Annotated in this window: 18 protein-coding genes and 1 tRNA gene; 8 read left to right on the forward strand and 11 right to left on the reverse strand. The window is 72.4% G+C overall.

From position 1 onward, the window contains the following. Positions 1-2: 2 nt before the first annotated feature. A complete protein-coding gene (locus BHU06_RS01360; protein ID WP_070397342.1) occupies positions 3-1190 on the reverse strand; it encodes a helix-turn-helix domain-containing protein in 1188 nt (395 codons plus the stop codon). Positions 1191-1434: 244 nt separating this feature from the next. Between BHU06_RS01360 and BHU06_RS01365 the strand changes: the two genes are divergently transcribed. Continuing rightward, positions 1435-3561, forward strand: a complete 2127-nt coding sequence (locus BHU06_RS01365) for a PQQ-dependent dehydrogenase, methanol/ethanol family (RefSeq protein ID WP_070397343.1) — start codon at positions 1435-1437, stop codon at positions 3559-3561. Between the two features lie 103 nt (positions 3562-3664). Here BHU06_RS01365 and BHU06_RS01370 read toward each other — a convergent pair whose 3' ends face one another. After that, on the reverse strand, positions 3665-4309 hold the full coding sequence (locus tag BHU06_RS01370) for a glutathione S-transferase family protein (RefSeq protein ID WP_070397344.1): 645 nt from the start codon (positions 4307-4309) through the stop codon (positions 3665-3667). 109 nt (positions 4310-4418) lie between these two features. On the opposite strand from BHU06_RS01370, the gene BHU06_RS01375 reads away from it, so the two are divergent. The 3 genes from BHU06_RS01375 to BHU06_RS01385 all read left to right on the forward strand — a co-directional run bounded on the left by BHU06_RS01375 (position 4419) and on the right by BHU06_RS01385 (position 6618). Continuing rightward, entirely contained in the window at positions 4419-4805 is a 387-nt protein-coding gene (locus tag BHU06_RS01375) for a DUF2946 family protein (protein WP_070397345.1), read from the forward strand. A 68-nt stretch (positions 4806-4873) separates the two neighbouring features. Continuing rightward, positions 4874-5356, forward strand: a complete 483-nt coding sequence (locus tag BHU06_RS01380; RefSeq protein WP_070397346.1) for a copper chaperone PCu(A)C — start codon at positions 4874-4876, stop codon at positions 5354-5356. Between the two features lie 23 nt (positions 5357-5379). Further along, positions 5380-6618 (forward strand): PepSY domain-containing protein, encoded by a 1239-nt coding sequence (locus BHU06_RS01385; RefSeq protein ID WP_070397347.1) that lies wholly within the window; start codon positions 5380-5382, stop codon positions 6616-6618. Here the strand turns inward: BHU06_RS01385 and BHU06_RS01390 are convergent, their stop codons facing one another. After that, positions 6619-7749 carry an ABC transporter ATP-binding protein gene (locus BHU06_RS01390; protein WP_254668099.1) on the reverse strand — a complete coding sequence of 377 codons (1131 nt, stop codon included), beginning with the start codon at positions 7747-7749 and terminating at the stop codon, positions 6619-6621. A gap of 83 nt (positions 7750-7832) precedes the next feature. On the opposite strand from BHU06_RS01390, the gene BHU06_RS01395 reads away from it, so the two are divergent. The 3 genes from BHU06_RS01395 (at position 7833) to BHU06_RS01405 (ending at position 11273) form a co-directional block, all read left to right on the forward strand. Continuing rightward, positions 7833-9440, forward strand: a complete 1608-nt coding sequence (locus BHU06_RS01395; protein WP_070397348.1) for an iron ABC transporter permease — start codon at positions 7833-7835, stop codon at positions 9438-9440. 158 nt (positions 9441-9598) lie between these two features. Continuing rightward, positions 9599-9982, forward strand: coding sequence for a hypothetical protein (locus BHU06_RS01400; RefSeq protein WP_239478346.1), 384 nt, complete (start codon positions 9599-9601; stop codon positions 9980-9982). 37 nt (positions 9983-10019) lie between these two features. After that, complete coding sequence (locus BHU06_RS01405) at positions 10020-11273, forward strand: nucleoside recognition domain-containing protein (RefSeq protein ID WP_070397350.1); 1254 nt, start codon at positions 10020-10022, stop codon at positions 11271-11273. 16 nt (positions 11274-11289) lie between these two features. Here BHU06_RS01405 and BHU06_RS01410 read toward each other — a convergent pair whose 3' ends face one another. The 7 genes from BHU06_RS01410 to BHU06_RS01440 all read right to left on the reverse strand — a co-directional run bounded on the left by BHU06_RS01410 (position 11290) and on the right by BHU06_RS01440 (position 20822). Continuing rightward, positions 11290-11721 carry a VOC family protein gene (locus BHU06_RS01410; RefSeq protein ID WP_070397351.1) on the reverse strand — a complete coding sequence of 144 codons (432 nt, stop codon included), beginning with the start codon at positions 11719-11721 and terminating at the stop codon, positions 11290-11292. Positions 11722-11906: 185 nt separating this feature from the next. After that, a tRNA-Arg gene (locus BHU06_RS01415) sits at positions 11907-11981 on the reverse strand. Between the two features lie 55 nt (positions 11982-12036). After that, a complete protein-coding gene (locus BHU06_RS01420; protein ID WP_070397352.1) occupies positions 12037-16128 on the reverse strand; it encodes a translocation/assembly module TamB domain-containing protein in 4092 nt (1363 codons plus the stop codon). A 7-nt stretch (positions 16129-16135) separates the two neighbouring features. Then, on the reverse strand, positions 16136-18178 hold the full coding sequence (locus BHU06_RS01425) for an autotransporter assembly complex family protein (RefSeq protein ID WP_070397353.1): 2043 nt from the start codon (positions 18176-18178) through the stop codon (positions 16136-16138). A 7-nt stretch (positions 18179-18185) separates the two neighbouring features. Then, the gene (locus tag BHU06_RS01430; RefSeq protein WP_070397354.1) at positions 18186-19373 is read right to left on the reverse strand and encodes a VWA domain-containing protein; all 1188 of its coding nucleotides are present in this window, start codon (positions 19371-19373) and stop codon (positions 18186-18188) included. Positions 19374-19389: 16 nt separating this feature from the next. Next, a complete protein-coding gene (locus BHU06_RS01435) occupies positions 19390-19983 on the reverse strand; it encodes a GNAT family N-acetyltransferase (protein WP_070397355.1) in 594 nt (197 codons plus the stop codon). After that, entirely contained in the window at positions 19980-20822 is an 843-nt protein-coding gene (locus BHU06_RS01440) for a MoxR family ATPase (RefSeq protein WP_070397356.1), read from the reverse strand. Before BHU06_RS01440 ends, BHU06_RS01435 begins: the two co-directional genes overlap by 4 nt. Before the next feature lie 126 nt (positions 20823-20948). Here BHU06_RS01440 and BHU06_RS01445 point away from each other — a divergent pair, with 126 nt between their 5' ends. After that, complete coding sequence (locus BHU06_RS01445) at positions 20949-21617, forward strand: cytochrome c (protein WP_139146912.1); 669 nt, start codon at positions 20949-20951, stop codon at positions 21615-21617. 137 nt (positions 21618-21754) lie between these two features. On the opposite strand, the gene BHU06_RS01450 is transcribed toward BHU06_RS01445, so the two are convergent. Continuing rightward, positions 21755-22189, reverse strand: coding sequence for a DUF1841 family protein (locus BHU06_RS01450; protein WP_070397357.1), 435 nt, complete (start codon positions 22187-22189; stop codon positions 21755-21757). Positions 22190-22191 lie beyond the last annotated feature (2 nt).

The following is a 22191-nucleotide window of genomic DNA, read 5'->3' on the forward strand; positions in this document are numbered from 1 at the left end:
GTTCAGGGGGCGGAGGCCTCGGTCGCCGGCGCGGCCCGCAGCCGCCGGTACAGCAGCCCGCGCGACACCCCCAGCTGACGCGCGGCGCGCGCGATGTTGCCGCCGCAGGCCGCCAGCGTTTCGGAGATCACGCGGTCGCGGTGGTCGTCCAGCGTGGAGGAGGGCGCGGCGTCGGCGATCGGTGCGTCGGGCGCGGCCTCGCCGGCCGAGGACGGCGGCGCGCCGGTGGCCACGGCGCGGTTGAAGTCCACGCCGTCGGCGCTGCCGATGTGGGCGCGCACCCAGACCGTGAGCCCGTTGGGCAGCCGCAGCGCGCGCGGCTCGCGGGCGCGGTGCAAGGCCAGCAGTTCCTCGAAGGCCAGGCCGAACACCTCGTCCACCGGTGGGTGGGCCAGGGCGTTGGCGCCGGTCAGGCGTTGCGCCACCGGGTTGAGCCAGGCCAGTTGGCCGCCCACGTCGATGCCGGCCAGGCCTTCCAGCGGCGTGCCCAGCACGCGCGGGCTGGCCTGGAACTGCAGCACCAGGTGCGCGGGCGACTGCAGCCGCAGCAGCCGGTTCTCGATGGTGCTGGCGTAGAGCGCCACCAGGCCGGCGGCGTCGAAGCCGAAGGGCGAGCCCTCGATGGACAGGTCCAGCACGCCGGCCAGGCGGCCGTGCACGTCGCGGATGGGCGCGGCCGCGCAGTGCAGGGTCTGCAGCATCTCGTGGAAGTGCTCGGCGCCCTGCACGGTGCAGGCGCTGGCCACGCGCGCCACGATGCCCGGCGCCGTGGTGCCGATCTCGCCCTCGGCCAGGTTCACGCCCACGCGGCTGCCCGCGTCCAGCAGCGGCTGCGGTGCCGTGCCCAGCGGCGCGCTGGCGTGGATGACCACGCCCTGGCCGTCGGTGAGCAGCACGCGGCAGCTGGTGCCGCCCAGCGCCGCGGCGAGCTGCTGCAGGTCTTCGTTGCCGGCCAGCAGCAGCTGCTGGTTGCGCGTCAGGCAGGCGTGCATGCGGCTGCGCGTCACGGGGTCGAAGCTCACCGCCTGGTGCGGGTCGCGGCGCGTGGCGGTGCAGCGCATCCACGATTGGATGACGGCTTCGTTCACCAGCCCGGTGGGGCGTTCGCCTTCGTCGAAGAACCGCTGCCGCGCGAGCGCTGTGCGCTGCTCGGCGGTCTGGAAGAACAGGGGGCGGGCGGGCTCGGCCATGGGTTCGCTCGGGGTGGGCCAGGGCAGTATCGGTGCCGCGCACGGGCACCGCGCTGCGGGAAATCCCTGCGCCATCCGCCCACTCTGTTCCACCGTGGAACAAAACACTTGAGGGAAATCCCGGGGGTGCCGCGCGATGGCCGGCTGCGGAACATGGCCGTCGCGGCATCCGTGTTCCGGGGGGATGCGCGAGCCTTGCCACCGACCCCACACGCCGGCCCGGACCGGCACATCAGGAGACAACATGAGCACCCATTCGCTCACCGCCCGCGCCGCCGTCGGCCTGGCGCTGCTGCTGGGCGCCGCGCTCGGCGCGCAGGCCCAGCAGGCGACGGTCAAGGGATCGGCCGCGCACATCAGCGCGGTCACGAAGAAGGTCGACGGCGCCTTCGTGCGCAGCAACGCGCGCGCCACGCCCGACTGGCCCAGCCACGGCCTGGACTACGCCGAGACCCGGCACTCCAGGCTCGACCAGGTCAACACCGGCAACGTGAAGGACCTGGGCCTGGTCTGGTCCTACAACCTGGAGTCCACGCGCGGGGTGGAGGCCACGCCGCTGGTGGTGGACGGCATCATGTACGTGACCGCCTCGTGGAGCGTGGTGCACGCCATCGACGTGCGCACCGGCAAGCGCATCTGGTCCTACGACCCGCAGGTGCCGCGCGAGGGCGGCTTCAAGGGCTGCTGCGACGTGGTCAACCGCGGCGTCGCCCTGTACGAGGGCAAGGTCTTCGTGGCCTCCTACGACGGCCGCCTGGTGGCGCTGGACGCCGCCACGGGCCAGAAGGTGTGGGAGAAGGACACCATCATCGACCGCAAGTTCAGCTACACCATCACCGGCGCGCCGCGCGTGGTCAAGGGCAAGGTCATCATCGGCAACGGCGGCGCCGAGTACGGCGTGCGCGGCTATGTCACGGCCTACGACGCCAAGACCGGCGAGCAGAAGTGGCGCTGGTTCACCGTGCCGGGCGACCCGTCCAAACCCTTCGAGGACGAGTCCATGGCCAAGGCCGCCAAGACCTGGGACCCGGCCGGCAAGTGGTGGGAGGCGGGCGGCGGCGGCACGGCCTGGGACGCCATGGCCTTCGATCCCGAGCTGAACCTGCTCTACATCGGCACCGGCAACGGCTCGCCCTGGGCGCGCAGCAAGCGCAGTCCGGCCGGCGGCGACAACCTGTACCTGGCGTCCATCGTCGCGCTCAACCCGGACACCGGCAAGTACGTCTGGCACTACCAGGAAACGCCCGGCGACAACTGGGACTTCACCTCCACGCAGCCCATGATCCTGGCCGACCTCACGCTGGACGGCAAGAAGCGCAAGGTGGTGATGCACGCGCCCAAGAACGGCTTCTTCTTCATCGTCGACCGCACCAACGGCAAGTTCATCTCGGCCAAGAACTTCGTCGACGTGAACTGGGCCACGGGCTACGACAAGAATGGCCGCCCGATCGAGACCGACATCGCGCGCACGGCCGACCGCCCGCGCGAGATCATCCCCAGCGCCTTTGGCGCGCGCAATTGGCACTCCATGTCCTTCAACCCGAAGACCGGCCTGGTCTACATGCCGGTGCAGGGCGTGCCGCTCACGCTGATGGACAACAAGAACTGGAACTTCAACGGCGTGCGCCCGGGCGAGCCGCACAGCAACATGGGCTGGAACCTGGCCACCTTCGCCAACGTGGAGCCGCCCGCCAGCAAGCCCTTTGGCCGCCTGGTGGCCTGGGACCCGGTGAAGCAGCAGGCGCGCTGGACGGTGGAGCACGTCTCGCCCTGGAACGGCGGCACGCTCACCACGGCCGGCAACCTGGTGTTCCAGGGCACGGCCGACGGCCGCTTCGTGGCCTACAACGCCGCCAGCGGCGAGAAGCTGTGGGAGACGCCCACCGGCACCGGGGTGGTGGCCGCGCCCACCACCTACCTGGTGGACGGCAAGCAGTACGTGTCCATTGCCGTGGGCTGGGGCGGTGTGTACGGCCTGGCGCAGCGCGCCACCGAGCGCCAGGGCCCGGGCACGGTCTACACCTTCGCCGTGGGCGGCAAGGCGCCGGCGCCGGACTTCGTGGCCTACCGGCTGGGCCAGCTCGTGCAGGGCGTGAAGTACGACCCGGCCCATGTGCCCGAGGGCACCGCGCTGTACGTGAGCAACTGCGTGTTCTGCCACGGCGTGCCGGGCGTGGACCGCGGCGGCAACATCCCCAACCTGGGCTACATGGACTCGGCCTTCATCGAGAACCTGGACAAGTTCGTCTTCAAGGGCCCGGCCATGGCGCGCGGCATGCCCGACTTCACGGGCAAGCTCACGCCGGACGACGTGCAGAAGATCAAGGCCTTCATACAGGGAACCGCTGACGCGATCCGCCCCAAGAAGTAGAAGCACCCCCGCCGCGCTTCGCGCGCCCCCTCTAAAGGGGGCGGCACCTGCGGCCCGGCAAAGCCGGTTCCGAGGTGCCGCCGGGTGGTGGATGGGCGTTGGTTCAGCGTTTGCTTCGGCTCAACATCAGTTCGGTGTTGGCCTTGCGGTCGGCGTTGAGCTTCTGCACCGTGGGCCGCTCGCCCAGGCGCTTGAGGTAGTCGCGCACGGGCAGCTCGGCCAGGAAGTCGCGGCCGTAGATGATCTTGGTGGCGCTGCTCACCAGCGGCAGGTGCACCGCGCCCGCGCAGTCGGCCAGGGTGAACTCAGGGCCGGCGAGGAAGGGCGAGAAGCTGGCGAGCTTGGCGAAGCCGGCGATGTTTTTCTCCAGCTGCGGCGCGATCTTCTCCTTCGCGGCGTCGCTGACCTTGCCGCCGAAGAAGGCCTCGGGGTAGAGGTTGCGCGCCACCAGTTCCAGGTGCAGCTCCAGGTAGCGCACCAGCTCGCGCACCTTGGCGGCCGCGAAGGCGTCGGCCGGCAGCAGCGGCGGGTGCGGGTAGGCGTCCTCCAGGTACTCCAGGATCACGGTCGACTCCGACAGCGCGCCCTGGTCGGTCTTGAGGTAGGGCACCTTGCCCAGCGGGCTGCAGCTGGGGTCGGTCTCGCCGATCCAGGCCAGTTCTTCCTCGAAGGGGATGCCCTTTTCCAGCAGGGCGAGACGGACCTTGTTGTAGTAGTTGCTGGCCGCGAAGCCGCAGAGCTTGAGCATGGGCGATGTCTCCGGTGGTCGTTCGAAACGGGGGATCGTGGCCCCGATGCCGGGGGGGCGCAAGGCCTCGGGCGTCGCGGGCGGGACCCCGCCCGTAGAATCCCGTCCCATGTTCCTGCACCGCTGGCCGCGTCGCCTCACCGCGTGGATCGCCCTCCTGGCGGTCTGCTTCGGTGCCTTCGCGCCCGTGCTGTCGCAGGCCGCGCTGCAGGCCCGCGGGCCCGACGCGGGCCACTGGGTGCAGATCTGCAGCGCCAGCGGCATCACCTGGGTGCGCGCCGACGCCAGCGACAGCGCCGACGGCCACGCGCCCGAGGCCGCGCTGACCTGTCCTTGGGGCGCCATCAGCGCCGGTGGCGCGGGCCTGCCGCCCGCGCCCGCGCTGGCCTTGCCCGAGGCGGCGCCTCAGCCCGTGCCGCTGGCGCAGGCGCAGCGCGGGCAGGACGCGCCGGCCACGGCCCACGCGCCGGCGCGCGCGCCGCCCCGGGGCATCTGAATCCCTTCCCGCACGGCGCGCCGCTCTGGCCCGCGCCGTGTCCTCCCCATTGCCGATTCGGATTCCCCATGAAACACCTGTTCATCGCCTCTTCCTTTGCCATCGCCGCCACCGCCTGGGCCCAGACGCCCGTGCAGGTGCAGGACGCCTGGGCGCGCGCCACCGTCGGCGCGCAGTCGTCCACCGGCGCCTTCATGAAACTCACCGCGCCGCAGGCCACGCGCCTGGTGGAGGTGCGCTCGCCGGCCGCCGGCGTCGTCGAGGTGCACGAGATGAAGCTCGAGGGCGACGTGATGCGCATGCGCGCCATCGCCGCGCTGCCGCTGCCCGCGGGCCAGACCGTGGAGCTCAAGCCCGGCGGCTACCACGTGATGATGATGGACCTCAAGGCGCCCGTGAAAGCGGGCGACGCGGTGCCCCTGACGCTGGTGTTCGAAGGCGCCGACGGCCAGCGCCAGACCCAGGACGTGAAGGCCACGGCCCGCGCGATGGCGCCCATGCCGGCCGCGCCCGCTGGCGCTGCCCACGGCAGCGGCCACGGCAAGCACTGAGCGCCAGCCGCCGAGGCCTTCCCATGTCCTTCCCGCCCGATACCTCGGGCGCGCCCGCGCGCGCCCGCGCCGACCTGCGCGCCATCGCCTGGCGCTGGCACGCCATCGCCGGCCTGCTGGTGATGCCTTTTCTGCTCACGCTCGCCATCACCGGCGCCGTGATGGTCTTCTACACCGGCTTCCAGACCCGCCTGGGCGCCGATCCGCGCGTGGTGCCGCTGCCCACGGCCCAGCCGGTGAGCGCGCAGGCGCTCGCCGCCCTGGTGGAGGTGCCCGAGGGGCGCCTGCGCGGCTACATCGCGCCGCGCTCGCCCGAGCGCGCCGCCTGGTTCGTCATCGAACGCGACGGGCAGACCCTCGCCGCCGCGGTCGACCCCTACCGCGCCACCGTGCTGCACTGGGTGGACAAGGGCGACACGCCCTTCGCCTGGGCCCAGCGCATCCACGGCACCCTGCTCATGGGCGATCGGGGCGATCGCCTGATCGAGATCGCGGCCTGGGCCATGCTGGTCATGCTGTTCACGGGCGTGGTGCTGTGGTGGCCGCGCGGCGGGCTTGGCTGGCGCTCGCGCCTGTGGCCCGACGCCCGCCTGCGCGGCCTGGGCTGGTGGCGCTCGCTGCACGGCAGCCTGGGCCTGGGCACCGGCGCCGTGCTGCTGGCCTTCCTGCTCACGGGCCTCACCTGGACCGGCGTGACCGGCGAGCGCTGGCTGCAGGCCTGGGGCAGCTTTCCCGCCGAGCAGTGGGACGCCGTGCCGCTCTCGGGTGAAGCGCACGCGGTGCTGAACACGGCGGGTCTGCAGGAGGTGCCCTGGGGCCTGGCCCAGACGCCGCTGCCGGCCTCGGGTTCCGGCGCCGGCAGCGAAGGCCTGGCCGCCCACGCGCCGGTGGACCTCGACAGCGTCGCCGCCTTTGCGAAGCAACTGGGCTTTCAGGGCCAGCACCAGATCGCGCCACCGCGCGATCCGCGCGGCGTTTACACCGTCTCGGCCAGCACCATGAGCGGCGACCTCGGCCAGCCCACGGCCGACCGCACCGTGCACCTGGACCGCTACAGCGGGCGCGTGCTGGCGGACATCCGTTTCGCCGACTACGGCGCCATGGCCAAGACCATGGCCGTGGCCATCGCCCTGCACCAGGGCGACATGGGCTTGTGGAACGCGCTGCTCAACCTGGCCGCCTGCGCGGCCGTGGTGCTGCTGTGCGCGGCCGGTGCGGCGATGTGGTGGCTGCGGCGCCCGGGCCGCGCGCGGCCCGGCTGATCAGCCGCTCGCCAGCGGCGCGCCGGGCGAGCGGTGCACGCCCGGCGCGGGCGGCGAGGAGGCCGGGCCGTTGCGCTCGAAGGTGACCACGTGGTCCACCTCGGCGCGGATGCCGATCCACTCGCCCACCGCGTGGTTGTGGTGCGAGGGCACGTGGGTCATGAGCGTCTCACCGCTGGCCAGGCGCAGGGTGTAGAGGAACTCGGAGCCCCGGAAGGCCTTGCGCACGATCTGCGCCTTCACCGGCGCGGCGTCGTCGTGCACGATGTCGTCGGCGCGCAGCAGCACGTCGCACAGCCCGGACTCATAGGCATTGGGCAGCGGACATTCCTCCATGTCCTGCAGGGCCCCCAGGGGGGTCTGCACGGCCACCTGGCCGCCGTTCTGCAGGATCTGCGCGGGCGCGAACACGCCGTGGCCGATGAACTCGGCCACGAAGCGCGTGGCCGGGCGGTGGTAGAGCGCGTAGGCCTCGTCCCACTGGTGCAGCCGGCCTTCGTGCATCACGCCGATGCGGTCGCCGATGGCGAAGGCCTCCAGCTGGTCGTGCGTGACGAACAGCGCCGTGGCGTTGGCGGCCTTCAGGATGCCGCGCACCTCGTGCGCGAGCCGCTCGCGCAGGTCCACGTCGAGGTTGGAGAAGGGCTCGTCGAGCAGCAGCAGGCGCGGGTTGGGCGCCAGCGCGCGCGCCAGCGCCACGCGCTGCTGCTGGCCGCCCGACAACTCGTGCGGGTGGCGCGTGCGCAGGCCCTCCAGGCCCACCAGGCGCAGCACCTCGCCCACGCGCGCCTCGCGCTGGGCGCGGGGCATCTGGTGGATGCCGAAGGCCACGTTGGCCGCCACGTCCAGGTGCGGGAACAGCGCGTAGTCCTGGAACACCATGCCGATGCGCCGGCGCTCGGGCGGCAGGTGGTGGCCGGGACTGCTCACGGTCTCGCCGTCGAGCACGATCTCGCCGCCCTGCGCGCGTTCCAGGCCGGCCACCGCGCGCAGCAGCGTGGTCTTGCCGCAGCCCGAGGGGCCGATCAGCACGCCGATCTCGCCCGCCGCCAGGCCGAAGCTCACGCCATCGACAGCCGGGTGCGGCGCGCCGGCGTAGCGCACCTGGAGTTGCGAGACCTTCAGGAACATAGGGCCCATTGTAGATGTCTACAATTCTCATTTGCGTTGGTGCGGTCGATCCTTTGGGCCGCGGCGCCCCAAAAGAACCTTCCATGCCGCGCTGGCCCGCTCAGGTGCTCTTGTTGCTGCTGGCCGCCGCGCTGGTGCTGCCGGTGTTCGCGCTCGCCGCCTCCTGGTTCGGCTTCGACGCCGCCGCCCGGGACGTGCTCTCGCAGATGGCGCAGACCGTGCTGCCCGAGTACACGCTCACCTCGCTGCTGCTGTGCGTGAGCGTGGCGCTGGGGGTGGCGCTGGTGGGCGTGCTCACGGCCAGCGCGGTCACCCTGTTCGACTTTCCCGGCCGGCGCAGCTTCGAATGGGCGCTGCTGCTGCCGCTGGCCATGCCGGCCTATGTGGTGGCCTATGCCTACACCGACTTCCTTCAGTTCAGCGGCCCGCTGCAGACCGGGATGCGCTCGACTTTCGGCCTCAGCGGCCGCCTGCTGCCCGAGGTGCGCAGCACGGGCGGCGCGGTCTGGGTCTTCACCTTCACGCTCTATCCCTACGTCTACCTGCTGGCGCGCACCGCGTTGGCTGAGCGCGCCGCGCAGCTGATGGAGGCCGCGCGCCTGCTGGGCGCGCCGCTGGGCCGGCGCATCCGCACCGTGGCGCTGCCGCTGGCGCGCCCGGCCGTGGCGGCCGGCGTGGCGCTGGCGCTGATGGAAACCCTGGCCGACTTCGGCGTGGCCAGCTACTTCGGCATCCAGACCTTCACCGCCGGTGTCTACAAGGCCTGGCTGGTGATGGACAACCGCCTGGCGGCCGCTCAGCTGGCCACGCTGCTGCTGCTCACCGTGGCCGCGCTGCTGTGGGTGGAGCAGCGCGCGCAACGGCGCATGCGCTTCGCCACGCTGCGCGGCCAGCGCGCCGGCAGCGCCGAGGCCCAGCCGGTGCGCCTGCGCGGCGGGCGGGCCGCGCTGGCGGTGGGGGTGTGCGCGCTGCCGGTGCTGGCCGGGTTCGTGCTGCCGGTGCTGTTCATGCTGCACCCGCTCATCGGCGGCTGGGACGTGCTGCCCTGGGGCCAGTTCCAGCAGTGGGCGCGCAACAGCGTGTGGCTGGCCGGCCTGTCGGCCGCGCTGGCGGTGCTGATCGCGCTGGCGCTGGGCTTCTCGGTGCGCGCGCGGCCCTCGGGGCTCACGCGCGGCGTCTCGCAGTTGGTGAGCCTGGGCTACGCCATCCCGGGCGCGGTCATCGTGGTGGGCCTGCTGCTGCCCGTGGGCTGGGTGCAGGAGCGTTGGCCCGAGGCCGGCGTGGGCTACTGGGTCACGGCCACGGCGCTGGGCATCGTCTGGGCCTACCTGGTGCGCTTCACGGCGGTGGCCCTGCAGTCGGTGCAGGCCGGCTACGCCCGCATCCCCGCCAGCCTGGACGACTCCGCCCGCATGCTGGGCACCACCGGCGCGGCGCTGGCCATGCGCGTGCACTGGCCGCTGCTGCGGCGCGCCACGGCGGCGGCCGCGCTGCTGGTGTTCGTGGACGTGATGAAGGAACTGCCCGCCACCCTGGTGCTGCGGCCCTTCAACAGCGACACCCTGGCCGTGGTGACCTACAACCTGGCGCGCGACGAGCGCCTGGGCGAGGCCGCGCTGCCCGCGCTGGCCCTGGTGCTGGTGGGCCTGATCCCGGTGATCCTGCTCAGCCGCACGCTGCGCGGCAAGTGAAACAACCCGCCGCGCGCCGGCGTAAGCACTTGTATGCCGCCTTGTGCGCCGGTGCGCGTGCTGCTTCAATGCCGCGCATGGAACCGCTACCCCCCCACCCCATGCCCGACCGCCGCCAGCTCCTGGCGCTGGGCGCCGCCACCGGCGCCGCCGCGCTCATGGCCGGCTGCTCGGTGCTGCCCTCGCTGCCCGTGCCGGGCCGGCAGGCGCCGGCCGCCGACCCGGCCTACCGCCGCACCGCCGCCAACCACCTCTACCGCCGTTACCCGCAGCGCATCTACCCGGGCAAGCTGCCGCCCATGCTGTACGCCATCGGTGTGCTGGAGGTGGTGGTCGAAGGCAACGGGCGCGTCGGCTCCTTCAAGTGGCTGCGCTCGCCCACGCACGCGCCCGAGGTGGTGGCGCAGATCGAGCGCCTGGTGCGCGACGCCGCGCCCTTTCCCTCGCCGGGCAGCCGCACCAGCTACATCGACACCTGGCTCTGGGACCGCAGCGGGCGCTTCCAGCTCGACACGCTGAGCGAAGGCCAGCTGCAGGGCTGAACCGGCCCCCTCGCCGCAGGCCCTACCATCGCCCCCCATGGCGATGAACTGGGCCTGGATCGGTCTTTTCACGGTGGCTTTCGCCACCGCCCTGGTGCGTTGGGCCCTGGGCGAGGACGGCATCCTGCCGGCGCTGCTCGGCGCGCTGTTCGACGGCGCGCGCTCGGGCTTCGAGATCTCGCTCGGTCTGGCCGGCGTGATGGCGCTGTGGCTGGGCCTGATGCGTGTGGGTGAGCGCGCGGGAATGATCGAGCTGCTGGCGCGCCTGGCCGGGCCGCTGCTGCGCCGCCTGTTCCCCGAGGTGCCGCAGGGCCACCCGGCGCAGGGCGCCATGACCATGAACATCTCGGCCAACTTGCTGGGCCTGGACAACGCCGCCACGCCGCTGGGCCTGAAGGCCATGCGCGAGCTGCAGTCGCTCAACACCGCGCCCGCCGGCACCGCCAGCCACGCGCAGATCATGTTCGTGGTGATGAACACGGCCGGGCTCACGCTCATCCCGACCTCGGTGATCGCCATCCGCCAGAGCGTGGCGCTCAAGCAGGGCCTGGGCGCCGACTTCAACGCGGCCGACATCTTCCTGCCCACGCTGCTGGCCACCTTCATCGCCTTGCTGGCCGGCGTGCTGGCGGTGGCCGTGTGCCAGCGCCTGCCGCTGTGGCGCGCGCGTTTCCTGCTGCCCGTGCTGGCGGTGGGCGGCCTGCTGGCGGCCGCCGTGGGGGGCATGGCCCGCCTGCCGGCCGATCAGGCCGCGCGCATCGCGGGGACCACGGGCGCGGCCGTGATCCTGGGGGTGGTGATGCTGTTCCTGCTGGCGGGCGCGTGGCGGCGCGTGAACGTCTACGAGGCCTTCATCGACGGCGCCAAGGACGGCTTCGGCGTGGCCATCCAGATCGTGCCCTACCTGATCGCCATCCTGGTCGCCGTGGGCCTGTTCCGCGCGGCGGGTTGCATGGACTTCCTGCTCGCGGGCATCGGCGCCGGGGTGTCGGCCTTGGGTCTGGACACCGACTTCCTGCCCGCGCTGCCTGTGGGCCTGATGAAGGTCTTCTCGGGCGCGGGCGCGCGCGGGTTGATGATCGACGTGATGCAGGTGCACGGCGTGGACTCCTTCGCCGGGCGCCTGGCGGCCATCGTGCAGGGGTCCACCGAGACCACGTTCTACGTGCTCGCGGTGTACTTCGGCAGCGTGGGCGTGCAGCGCACGCGCTACGCGCTGGCGTGCGCGCTGTTCGCCGACGCGGTGGGGCTGGTGGCGGCCATCGCCATCGGTTACGCGATGCTGCGCTGAGCCGGCCCCGGCCGCTTCAGGGCTGCTTGAAGTTCTTCGGCCCGCCGTTGACGCCCCAGGGCGTGCCGAAGCGGTCGGTGACCATGCCGAAGGTCTGCGCCCAGAAGGTCTCGCTCAGGGGCATGGTGACGTTGCCGCCCTCGCTGAGCGCCTGGAACACGCGCTGCGCCTCGGCGGGGGTGTCGAAGCTGATGGCCATCATGGCGCCCGCGATGCCCTTGAACTCCATGCCGGGCGGCGTGTCGCCGGCCATGATCGTGAAGCCGGGGTGCACCAGATGGGCGTGCATCACCAGCTTCTCGGCGCCCGGCGCGCAAGGGCCCATCTCGGGCGGCATGTCACCGTAGGTGAGCAGCGTTTCCAGCTTCGCGCCGAACAGCTTGGCGTAGAAGTTCATGGCTTCGGTGCAGTTGCCGTTGTAGGACAGGTAGGGGCTGAGCGAGGTCATGCGGGGTCTCCGGTTGGGGGTGATGAAGGCTGGGGGGATGGCCCCGGCAGGCTTCATGCCCACGACGGATGGGGACGCGGCGTTTCGACACCGGCGCGGGGGCGGGCCGACGAACGGTGCGGGAGCGGGGGGAGGGGAGGCCGGGAAGCCGGGAAGCCGGCAAGCCGGGAAGCCGGGAAGTGGGGTGGTGCCTCCGGCAGGAATCGAACCTGCATCTAGCGCTTAGGAGGCGCTCGTTCTATCCATTGAACTACGGCGGCGCGGGGAGCGGCGATTGTATCGGCGGGGTCCGCGCCGCCTGGTCGTGCGCAAGGCCTAGTCGTAGCGCAGCGTGAAGATCAGGTCGATGGCGTTCTCGCTGCCCGCGCGGGCGCGCACGGTCACGCGGCGCGACACGTCGTAGAACATGGACACGGTGCTCAGCGTGCCCGCCAGGCTGCGCTCGTAGCTCAGGTACAGGTTGTCGGCGATCTGTTTGCCCAGGGTGACGGCGGCCGAGGTGGAGCCGCTGTCGCCGGTGGCGCTGGCGCTGCTGCCGGTGAAGCTCAGCGTGTCCAGGCCCAGGGCCTGGGCCAGGCCGCCGTCGAGCGGGCCGCCGTCGCTGCCGGCCAGCAGGGCCAGCGCGGCCTGCTGCAGCACGGCGGCTTCGGCGCCGGCGCCGCTGGCCGGGCGGCCCAGCACGAGATAGGCCAGCTTCTCGCTGTCGGGCATCTCGGGGTCGGAGAACAGGCGCACGCGCGGCGCCTGCGCCGTGCCGGTGATCTGCACGCCCACGCGCTGCGCGGTGTTGGGGCGCACGGCGGTGATGTCGAGCAGGGGGTTGTCGTAGGCGCCGGCGAAGCCCAGCACGCCGGACTCGATGGCGAGCTGCTGGCCGTAGGCGCGGTAGGTGCCGCGCGCGGTGCGCACCTCGCCCACGATGCGCGGCGCCGGGTCGGGCGGGTTGGTGCGGATCTCCAGCTGGCCGGCCAGGCGCGTCTGCAGGCCCTGGCCGCGCAGCTCGAAGGACGGGCCCAGGTCGACGGTGATGCGCACGTCGGGGACCACGGGCACGCCGCCGCGCCGGTCGATGGGGTACTCGGTGCCGCGCACCACCACATCGTCGCCCAGGCTGGGCGCGGCCTCGTCGGGCAGCACGATGAGGGCCTGGTCGGCGCGCAGCTGGCCGCGCAGCCGCAGGGCCGCGCCTTCCAGTCGAGCGCTGACTTGGCCGCTGACGGTGACGTTGCGGTCCGGGCGCGAGGAGGCGCGCAGCTGCTCGGCGCTCACGTCCAGCGCGATCAGGGGCTCGCGCACGGTGGCGCCGTCGCGCTGCACGCGGCGCCATTCGGCGCTGCCGGTGGCCTGCAGCACGCCGCCGCGCTCGGCGCCGCCGCGGCCTTCGAGGCGGAAGCGCTCGATGACGAGGCGCTCGCCCGCGAGCGTGGCGCGCAGCTCGCCGCCCCGGAACACGATGCCGTCGACCAGCGAGCGCAGGGCCAGGTCCTTGGCTTCCAGCAGGCCGGTCAGCTGCGGCGCGGCGCGGGTGCCGGCGATGTTGAACTCGGCGCCGAGGCTGCCGCGCACGCGCCAGCCCGGCGGCGCCAGCACGCTCCACACGCCCACCTCGGGCAGGCTGGCGCGCACGCGGCCCGACAGCGGCGCACTGTCGGGCCAGTGCCAGGCGCCGTGTGGGGCGTCGGGGGGGGCCAACTCGCTGCCCAGGTCGGCCTCGGCCTGGCCGAAGCGCTCGCTGTCCCAGCGCAGGCGCGCGCTGACGCGCCGGCCCTCGGTGCGCAGTTCGAGCTCGGCGGTCTTCACGCCGGCCTGGATGCGGTGCGCGCTGGCGCGCGGGTCGTCGAAGGCGCCCAGGGTCTGCACGGCGAGGTCGCCGCCGCGGCGCTGCAGCAGGGCGCTCAGGCGCGGCGGCTCGCTGGCCTGGGCCGGCAGGTTCAGGTCCCAGCGGCCGTCGAAGACCAGGTCGCCGCCCAGGCCGGCGCGCGCCAGGGCGCCTTCGGGGTCTTCCTCGCTGAGGGTGAGCGCGTCGGCCCAGGCCAGCGGCAGGCCTTCGATGCGTCCGCGCGTCTGCAGGGCGCCGCCGCGCCAGATGAGTTGCTCCCAGGCCAGGGTGACGGGGGCGGGCGCGGCGCCGCCGGCGCGCCTCGGCTGGGCGTGCAGGCGGGCACCGTCGAGTTCGGCGTCGATGGCCCCTGCGCGCGGCTGCCAGCGCGCGCGCAGGGGCGAGTCGCTGGTCAGCGTCCACGACACGGCGCCGCCGTTCCCGCCGGCCGTCGCCTGGCCTGCGCCTTGGCCGTTGCCGGTTGGCGTGGCCGACAGCCTGAGCCGGCTCAGGGCCAACTGGCCGCGCCGCGCGTCCAGCGGCAGGCCGATGAAGCCCAGCTCGCCGGCGGTGTCCAGCTCCGCGCGCCAGCCCGAGGCCTCGGCGCGCGTGCGCAGCGCCAGGGCCAGGGCCTCGGGCGGGCCCTGCACGGTGAGGCGCGTGGCGCCCAGTTCCAGGGCCAGGGGGGCATCGCCGCCACGGGCCAGGCGCAGGCGCTCGGTGCCCAGGCTCAGGTCCAGGCGCGGCGCGGCGGCGCGGCCCGGCCCGGGGAAGCCGAAGGCGCCCAGGCCGCCCTGCCAGCGCAGGCGGGCTTGCGCCTGGCCCTCGGCTTGCCCGTCGGCCAACGCCGCCAGGACCGTTTTCAGGTGGTCGCCGAGCAGCGGCGCCTCGCCCAGGGCGCGCACCCAGGCCAGCAGGCGCGCGCCGTCGGCCAGGTCCAGGTTCAGCTCGCCCTGGCCTTGCGCGTGCGCGAGCAGGCCGCTCCAGCGCGCGCGCAGGCCCGGCAGCGTGGCGTCGAGCGAGCCCTCCGCCAAGGGGCGCGCGGTGTCGATGCGGCCTTGGGCGTTCAGCACGCCGTCGAGCGCGTCGAGGCGCGCCTGGCGCAGGGTGAGCTGGCCCTGGCCGGGCGTGTCGCCGGGCTGCCAGCGGCCTTGCAGCAGCAGTTCGCGCAGGCGCCAGGCCTCGGCCGCGCTGCGGCGGGGCTGGCGGCCGGCGGGCGCCACGCGGGCGTCGATGTCGATGGCGGGGTGGGCGGCGTTCGGGTCGACGGCGCGGGCGTCGACGCGGGCGTCCAGGGCGGCCGGCGCCAGCGCGCTCCAGGCCAGGGCGGGGTTCAGGCCACTGGCGCGCAGCTGGCCCCGCCAGTCGCCCAGGGCGGAGGCGGCGCCCTCGGCGGGGGCGTCGCGCCGGCCCTCGGCCCGCACGCGGCCGCCGGCCAGGGCGGCGTCCAGGCGCTCCAGGGTCCAGCGCGCGCCGCTCTGCACCACCTCGGCGTCGATGGACTCCAGCGGCAGCCGGCGCCGGTCCAGCGGGCCGGCCGATTCGTTGGCCAGCGCCAGTCGCGCGCGCCAGTCGGCGCCGTCGGGTCGGGCCTGGGCGGTGCCGGTGAGCGCGGTGGTGGGGGCCTGGGGCCACAGCAGCGCCAGGTTCAGGCGGAACAGGCGCAGGTCGGCTTCGGCCAGGGGCTGAGGGGCCCAGGGGCGCAGGCGCGCGGTGCCGGCCAGGGTGGGGGTGGCCTCGGCGCGGCCCACGGGTTCGATCTGCGCGACCAGGTCGAGCGCGGCGCCGGCGCCGGCCAGCGCGCCCTGGGCGGTGGCGCGCGCGCGCAGGTCGAGGCGCCCGCCTTCGGGCACCTCGGCGCTGAGTTCGCCTTCGGCCTGCAGGCGCAGCGGCATGGGCGCCTGCGCGCCCAGCGTGGCCTGGGCGCTGTAGCGGCCCTCGGCCCATTGCAGCGAGCGCAACAGCAGGGTGTGCGCCTGTTCGGTGCCCAGGCCGGGCTCGGCGCGGCCGTAGCGGTAGCGCGCGTCGAGCGCGCGCAGCGCCAGCGGCGCCTGTCCGGGCAGCAGCAGTTCGTCCACCGACAGGTTGGCCTCGATGTCGATCGGCAGCACCAGGGACTGCAGGGGCTCGGTGGGCGCGGGCGGCGCGGGTGGGCGCTGGTCGCTCACGCGCACGCGCGCGGCATGCAACTCGCTCACCAGCAGGTCGCGGCGCAGCAGGCCGAGCCAGAACAGCCCGCCCAGGCGCAGGCGCAGGCCCTCCACCTGCACCGACAGCCCGTCCCGCGACCAACCGAGCGCCTGCACTTGGCCACCGCCGATGAGGCTGCCGCTCACGCCCTCGGCCTGGATGCGGCCGGCCTCGGGCGCCTTCTCCGCCTGCCAGGCCAGGCCCCAGCGCAGCGCCTGCGCCAGCGAGCCTTCGCTGGCGGCCCAGGCCCCCAGCAGCAGCGCGCCGGCCAGCCCGGCGCCGGCGAGCGCGCCGAACAGCCACACCAGGGCGCGGCCGAACCAGCCGGCGGCGCCGGGCCAGCGCGGGGCCGGCGGCGGCGCGACCGGTGGGGGAAGGGGGCGCTGGGGCTCGGCCATCGCCACCTCAGAAGACGAAGCCCACGCTCAGGTGCAGGCGCAGCTTGCGCGGCTGCACGCCATAGGCGATGTCCACCTGCAGCGGGCCCACCGGGCTGTTGTAGCGCAGGCCGGTGCCCACGCCCCACAGGAAATCGAGCTCGCTCACGCGGTTGGCGACGGCGCCGCCGTCGACGAACAGCACGTGCTCGAAGGGGGAGCGCGACACGCCGTCGCCCCAGATGGGGCGCTGCCATTCCAGGCTCACCACGGCCTTGTAGCGGCCGGCGAGCACGCTGCCGTCGGGCTGCACCACGCCGATGTCGCGCAGGCCGTAGCCGCGCACCGAGGCGTCGCCGCCGGCGTAGAAGAGCTGGGTGTCGGGCACGGGCGTGGACCGCTCGGCGATCACGGCGCCGCCTTCCAGGCGCAGCGCCAGCCGGCCCAGGCGCGTGGGCGGGCGCGCGGTGGCGCGTTCGCCGGGCACGGTGGAGGGCAGCTCGGCTTCGCGGTCGAGCGGGAAGTAACCCAGCCAGCGCGCCTGCGTGCGGCCGAAGGGCTTGCGCGTGATGCCCAGGGTGCTGCCCACGCCCAGCTCCACCGCCAGCGCATGGCCGCGGTTGGGCGAGATCGGGTCGTCGAAGCGCTCGCGCGACCAGGCGTAGTTGGCCGTGATGGACGACTCGATGCGGCCCTTGATGCCGCTCAGGCGCTCGCTGTCGGTGAGGGTGCGCGCGCGGTCGTATTGCAGGTACACGCTGCGGTCGTACTCGACGCCGTCCTGTGCCCGGCCGAAGCGCGCGCGCTGGCTGGTGGTCTCGACCTGGTTGGTGTCCTGCTTGGCGGCCTGCAGCAGCGAGACCCAGCGCCAGCCCTCCTTGTCCAGCGGCGAGGACCACTCGGTCTTGGCCAGGCTGTCCTGGCGCTCGAAACGCAGGGTGGACAAGGCCCGCCAGCCGATGCCGGGCAGGCGGTTGTGGATGTGCTCCAGCGACAGGCGCGCGCCGTTGTCGGTGCTGGCGCCAATGCCCAGCACCAGCTTCTGCCGCATGGCCTCGCGCAGCTGCACCTTCACCGGCAGCGCGCCGCCGCCGGCGCCGGGCTCCACGTAGACGAAGGCGGCATCGTAGTAGCCGCTGTCGAGCAGGCGCTGCTGGGCCTGCTGCAGCAGGGCGAGGTCGTAGTCGCTGCCCGGCGTGAGTCCGGTGAGGCGCACGATGCGCTCGCTCATCTCGCGGTCGTAGCGCTGCGCGCCGTCGATCTCGATGGCGCCGAAGCGCCGGTGCGCGCCGGAGTCGAGCTCCACGTACAGGCGCGCGCTGGCGCTGGCGCCGTCCACGTCGGCCAGGCTGCTGCTGATGCGCCCGCCGGGGTAGCGCTGGGCGGTCAGGCGGCGCAGCGCGGCGGTCTTGGTGCGGTCCCACTGGTCTTGCGTGAAGCGCTGACCGGCGAGCAGGGCGGCCTCGCGCTGGATCTCCTCGCGCTGCGCCTGGGCGTCGGCGTCGCTGGCGATGTCGCCCAGAAAGCTGATCTGCACGCTTTGCACCGTGGTGGGCGGGCCGGGGTCCACCCGCACCGGGATGCGGCCCAGCGGCGCGGGGCCCTGGCCGGCGGCGGCGAGGGCGGCCGCGGTGGGCGGCAGCGGTTCGCCGATCTCGATGCGCGGCGCGAAGTAGCCGCGCGTGGCGATCAGCTCGCGCGCGTTGGCGGGCAGCTCGCTCAGCAGGCGCTCCAGCTCGGTGGCGTCCAGGCTGCGCTGCTCGCGAAAGCGCTGGATGTCCAGGTGGCGCAGCAGGAAGGCGTGCAGTTCCTCGGGGGCGTCGAGCTCGATCTCGAAGCGTGGCGTGACGGGGGGGCGGGCGGCCCGCGCGGCGCGGCGGGTGTCGGCGCCGGAAGGACGGGCGTCGTCCTCGTCCGCGGCGGGTGCTGGGGTGTCGGGCGATGCGGGGGCCGCGGCCGGACCTGCCGTGGCGGGGTCGACCTGCGCCCAGGCCGGCGTGGCGCCGCAGGCGAGTGCCAGCACAAGCCGCCACGCGGCCCGGCGGTGGCGGGCCGGAGACAGGAAACGCATGCGCCGATTATTTCGACAGCATGCGCATCGTGTCTTCCAGGCCCTTCAGGGTGAGCGGAAACATGCGTTGGCCCATGAGCTGCTGGATGATGCTGATGCTCTGTCGATACTGCCAGACGCCATGGGGTTCCGGGTTGATCCACGCGAACTTGGGAAACGCGTGCGTGAGGCGCTGCAGCCACTCGGCGCCGGCTTCCTCGTTGTTGTATTCCACGCTGCCGCCGGGTTGCAGGATCTCGTAGGGGCTCATGGTCGCGTCGCCCACGAAGATCAGCTTGTAGTCCTTGTTGTACTTGCGGATGATGTCCCAGGTCGGGAACTTCTCGGCGTAGCGGCGGCGGTTGTTCTTCCACATGAAGTCGTAGACGCAGTTGTGGAAGTAATAAAACTCCAGGTGCTTGAACTCGCTCTTGACGGCCGAGAACAGCTCCTCGACGCGCTGGATGTGCTCATCCATGGTGCCGCCCACGTCCATCAGCAGCAGCACCTTCACGTTGTTGTGCCGCTCCGGGATCATCTTGATGTCCAGGTAGCCGGCGTTGGCCGCGGTGCTGCGGATGGTGTCGGGCAGATCGAGTTCGAGGTCGTTGCCCTCGCGCGCGAACTTGCGCAGGCGGCGCAGCGCCACCTTGATGTTGCGCGTGCCCAGTTCCTGCGTGTCGTCGTAGTCGCGGTAGCTGCGCTGCTCCCACACCTTCACGGCGCTCTTGCCGCCGCCCTTGCCGCCGATGCGGATGCCCTGCGGGTTGACGCCGCCGTTGCCGAAAGGCGAGGTGCCACCGGTGCCGATCCAGCGGTTGCCGCCTTCGTGGCGCTCTTTCTGTTCTTCCAGGCGCTTGCGCAGCGTCTCCATGAGCTCGTCCCAGTCCATCTTGGGCGCGTTGGCCTTCTGCTCCTCGGACAGGATGCGCTCCATCTCCTGGCGCAGCCAGTCGGCGGGGATGGGCTTGGTGAAGTCCGCGATCATCTCCACGCCCTTGAAGTAGGCGGCGAAGGCGCGGTCGAACTTGTCGAAGTGCTTCTCGTCCTTCACCAGCGCGGTGCGCGAGAGGAAGTAGAAGTCGTCCATGCTGCAGGCCTCGGGGTTGGCCGGTCCGACCACGTCGGCCTTGAGCGCTTCCAGCAGCGTGAGGTACTCCTTCACCGACACCGGCAGCTTGGCCGCGCGCAGGGTGTAGAAGAAGTCGATCAGCATGGCGATCTCCCCGGGTTCAGTCGTGCCGCGCCCGCAGGTACAGCAGCTGCGCACGCGCCTCGGGCCATTCGCCCGCGCGCATGCTGTACATGACGGTGTCGCGGATGGTGCCGTCGCGGCGCAGGGCGTGGCCGCGGATGACGCCGTCCTTCCTCGCGCCCAGCCGTTCGATGGCCTGTTGCGAGGCGAAGTTGTAGTTGTCGGTGCGCCAGCCCACCACGTGGCAGCCCAGGGTGTCGAAGGCGTGGCCCATCATGAGCAGCTTGCAGGTGGTGTTGACGTGGGTGCGCTGCGCGCGCCGGGCGTACCAGGTGTAGCCGATCTCCACGCGCTTCACCGCGGGCAGGATGTCGTGGTAGCTGGTGCTGCCCAGCACCGCGCCGCTGGCCTCGTCGACCACCGCGAAGGCGAAGCGGCTGCCTTCCTCGCGCATGCGCAGCGCGGTGTCGATGTAGTCGCGCGTCTGGCCGGGTTCGGGCACGGAGGTGACCCGCAGCTTCCAGAGCTCGCCGTCGGCCGCCGCCGCGCGCAGGCCGTCCTCGTGGCGCGGGTCCAGGGGCTCCAGCCGCAGGCCGCGTTCGCTCAGGACGACGGGGGCCACGAACATCAGCGGTTCCTCTGGTTCATGAACACCAGCTTCTCGAACAGCGTGGTGTCCTGCTCGTTCTTGAGCAGCGCGCCGACCAGCGGCGGAATGGCGACCTTGTCATCGGCGCTCTGCAGGGCTTCCAGCGGGATGTCCTCGGCCATCAGCAGCTTGAGCCAGTCGAGCAGTTCGCTGGTGCTGGGCTTCTTCTTCAGGCCGGGCAGGTTGCGCACGTCGTAGAAGGTCTTCATGGCGACCTTCAGCAGGTCCTGCTTGAGCGTGGGGAAGTGCACGTCGACGATCTTGTGCATCGTCTCGGCGTCGGGGAACTTGATGTAGTGGAAGAAGCAGCGGCGCAGGAAGGCGTCGGGCAGCTCTTTCTCGTTGTTCGAGGTGATGAAGACCAGGGGGCGGTGCTTGGCCTTGATGAGCTCGTGCGTTTCGTAGCAGTAGAACTCCATGCGGTCGAGCTCGCGCAGCAGGTCGTTCGGGAATTCGATGTCGGCCTTGTCGATTTCGTCGATCAGCAGCGCGACCGGCTGGTCGGCCGTGAAGGCCTGCCACAGCACGCCCTTGACGATGTAGTTGTGGATGTCCTTCACCCGTTCGTCGCCCAACTGCGAGTCGCGCAGGCGGCTGACCGCGTCGTATTCGTACAGGCCCTGCTGGGCCTTGGTGGTGCTCTTGATGTGCCACTGCAGCAGGGGCATGTCCAGGGCCTGGGCGACCTCCTCGGCCAGCATGGTTTTGCCGGTGCCGGGCTCGCCCTTGACCAGCAGCGGGCGCTTGAGCGTGATGGCGGCGTTGACCGCCAGCATCAGGTCTTGCGTGGCGACGTAGTTCTGGGAACCCTGGAATTTCATGGAGGCGGCCTCGGGGTGGCGGCGCGGCTGCCCGCGCGCGGGACTCGGGATGTGGCGGGAGACGCGGCGACCGCTCATATAATTCGCGGTTGATCTTTCCCGGCCGTTCTTGATTGTGCTAGCAAAATGACCCCACTGCTGAAACCGATCGCCCGTACCCTTGTCGCCGCTGCGACGCTGTTTGTCGCTGCCGCATCGGCCCAGGCGCAGGGCGTCACCGGTGACGTCGAAGCCGGCCACAAGAAGGCCGAGATGTGCATCGGCTGCCACGGCATCCCCGGCTACCAGAACAGCTTCCCCGAAATCCACAAGGTGCCCAAGATCTCGGGCCAGGGCGCGCCGTATATCGTGGCGGCCCTCAAGGCCTACCAGAAGGGCGACCGAAAGCACCCGTCCATGCGCGGCATCGCCGGCTCGCTGAGCGAGCAGGACATGGCCGATCTCGCGGCCTTCTACGCCGGCCAGGCCGGCCCCGCCGCGCCGGAGACCCCGGCCGCCGCGAGCGCCGAGGTCGCCGCGCTGCTGCAGAAGGGCGCCTGCGTCTCCTGCCACGGCGTCAACTTCAGCAAGCCCATCGACCCGAGCTACCCCAAGATCGGTGGCCAGCACCCCGACTACCTGTTCGTGGCGCTCAAGTCGTACACCGTCGAGGGCAACAAGCTGATCGGCCGCAGCAACGGCATCATGGCCGGCATCGCCAAGCAGTACACCCCGGCCGAGATGCGCGCCATCGCCAAGTACCTCAGCACCGTCCAGGGCGAGCTGCAGACCGTGCCGCAGTCGCGCTTCCGCTGATCGATTCGCGAAGCGCCCCCAACAAAAAGCCGCTCACCGAGCGGCTTTTTGTTTTCCAGGGTCACCACGGAACCGGCTTTGCCGGGCCGTCGGTGATGCCCCCTTTCAAGGGGGGACGCGCGGAGCGCGGCGGGGGGTTAATCCACTGTCGCCCGCCGGCGCACGGCGTCGATGTAGGCCTGGCCGTCGGGCGGGCGACCGGCGCGCTGGCTTTCCCAGAGCATGGCGCCCAGGCACTCCATCACCTCATGGTGGGCGGTGTGCAGGTCGCCCCGGCGCGCGGTGAGCAGTTCCACGGCCTGGCGAATGCCCGGCGGCTGGTCGATGCTGGACTGCTCGCTGATCGACAGGTGCATGGACAGGTGCAGGAAAGGGTTCTCGCGCGCCGCGTCGGGCTGGCTCAGCCGCGCCACGGCGGCCTCGGCGTCGGCCAGTTCGCCGTGGTACTTGGGGTGCTCGGCGATCCACTGGGCAGCGAGCTGCTCCAGCGCGTCCATGGGCTGGGCGTCGCGCAGCTTGGCGTAGGCGCCGCAGAAGAAGCGGCGCACGTCGGCTTGGGAAGGGTTGAACATGG

The sequence above is a fragment of the Hydrogenophaga sp. PML113 genome, assembly GCF_001777155.1.
Classification (GTDB): domain Bacteria; phylum Pseudomonadota; class Gammaproteobacteria; order Burkholderiales; family Burkholderiaceae_C; genus Hydrogenophaga; species Hydrogenophaga borbori.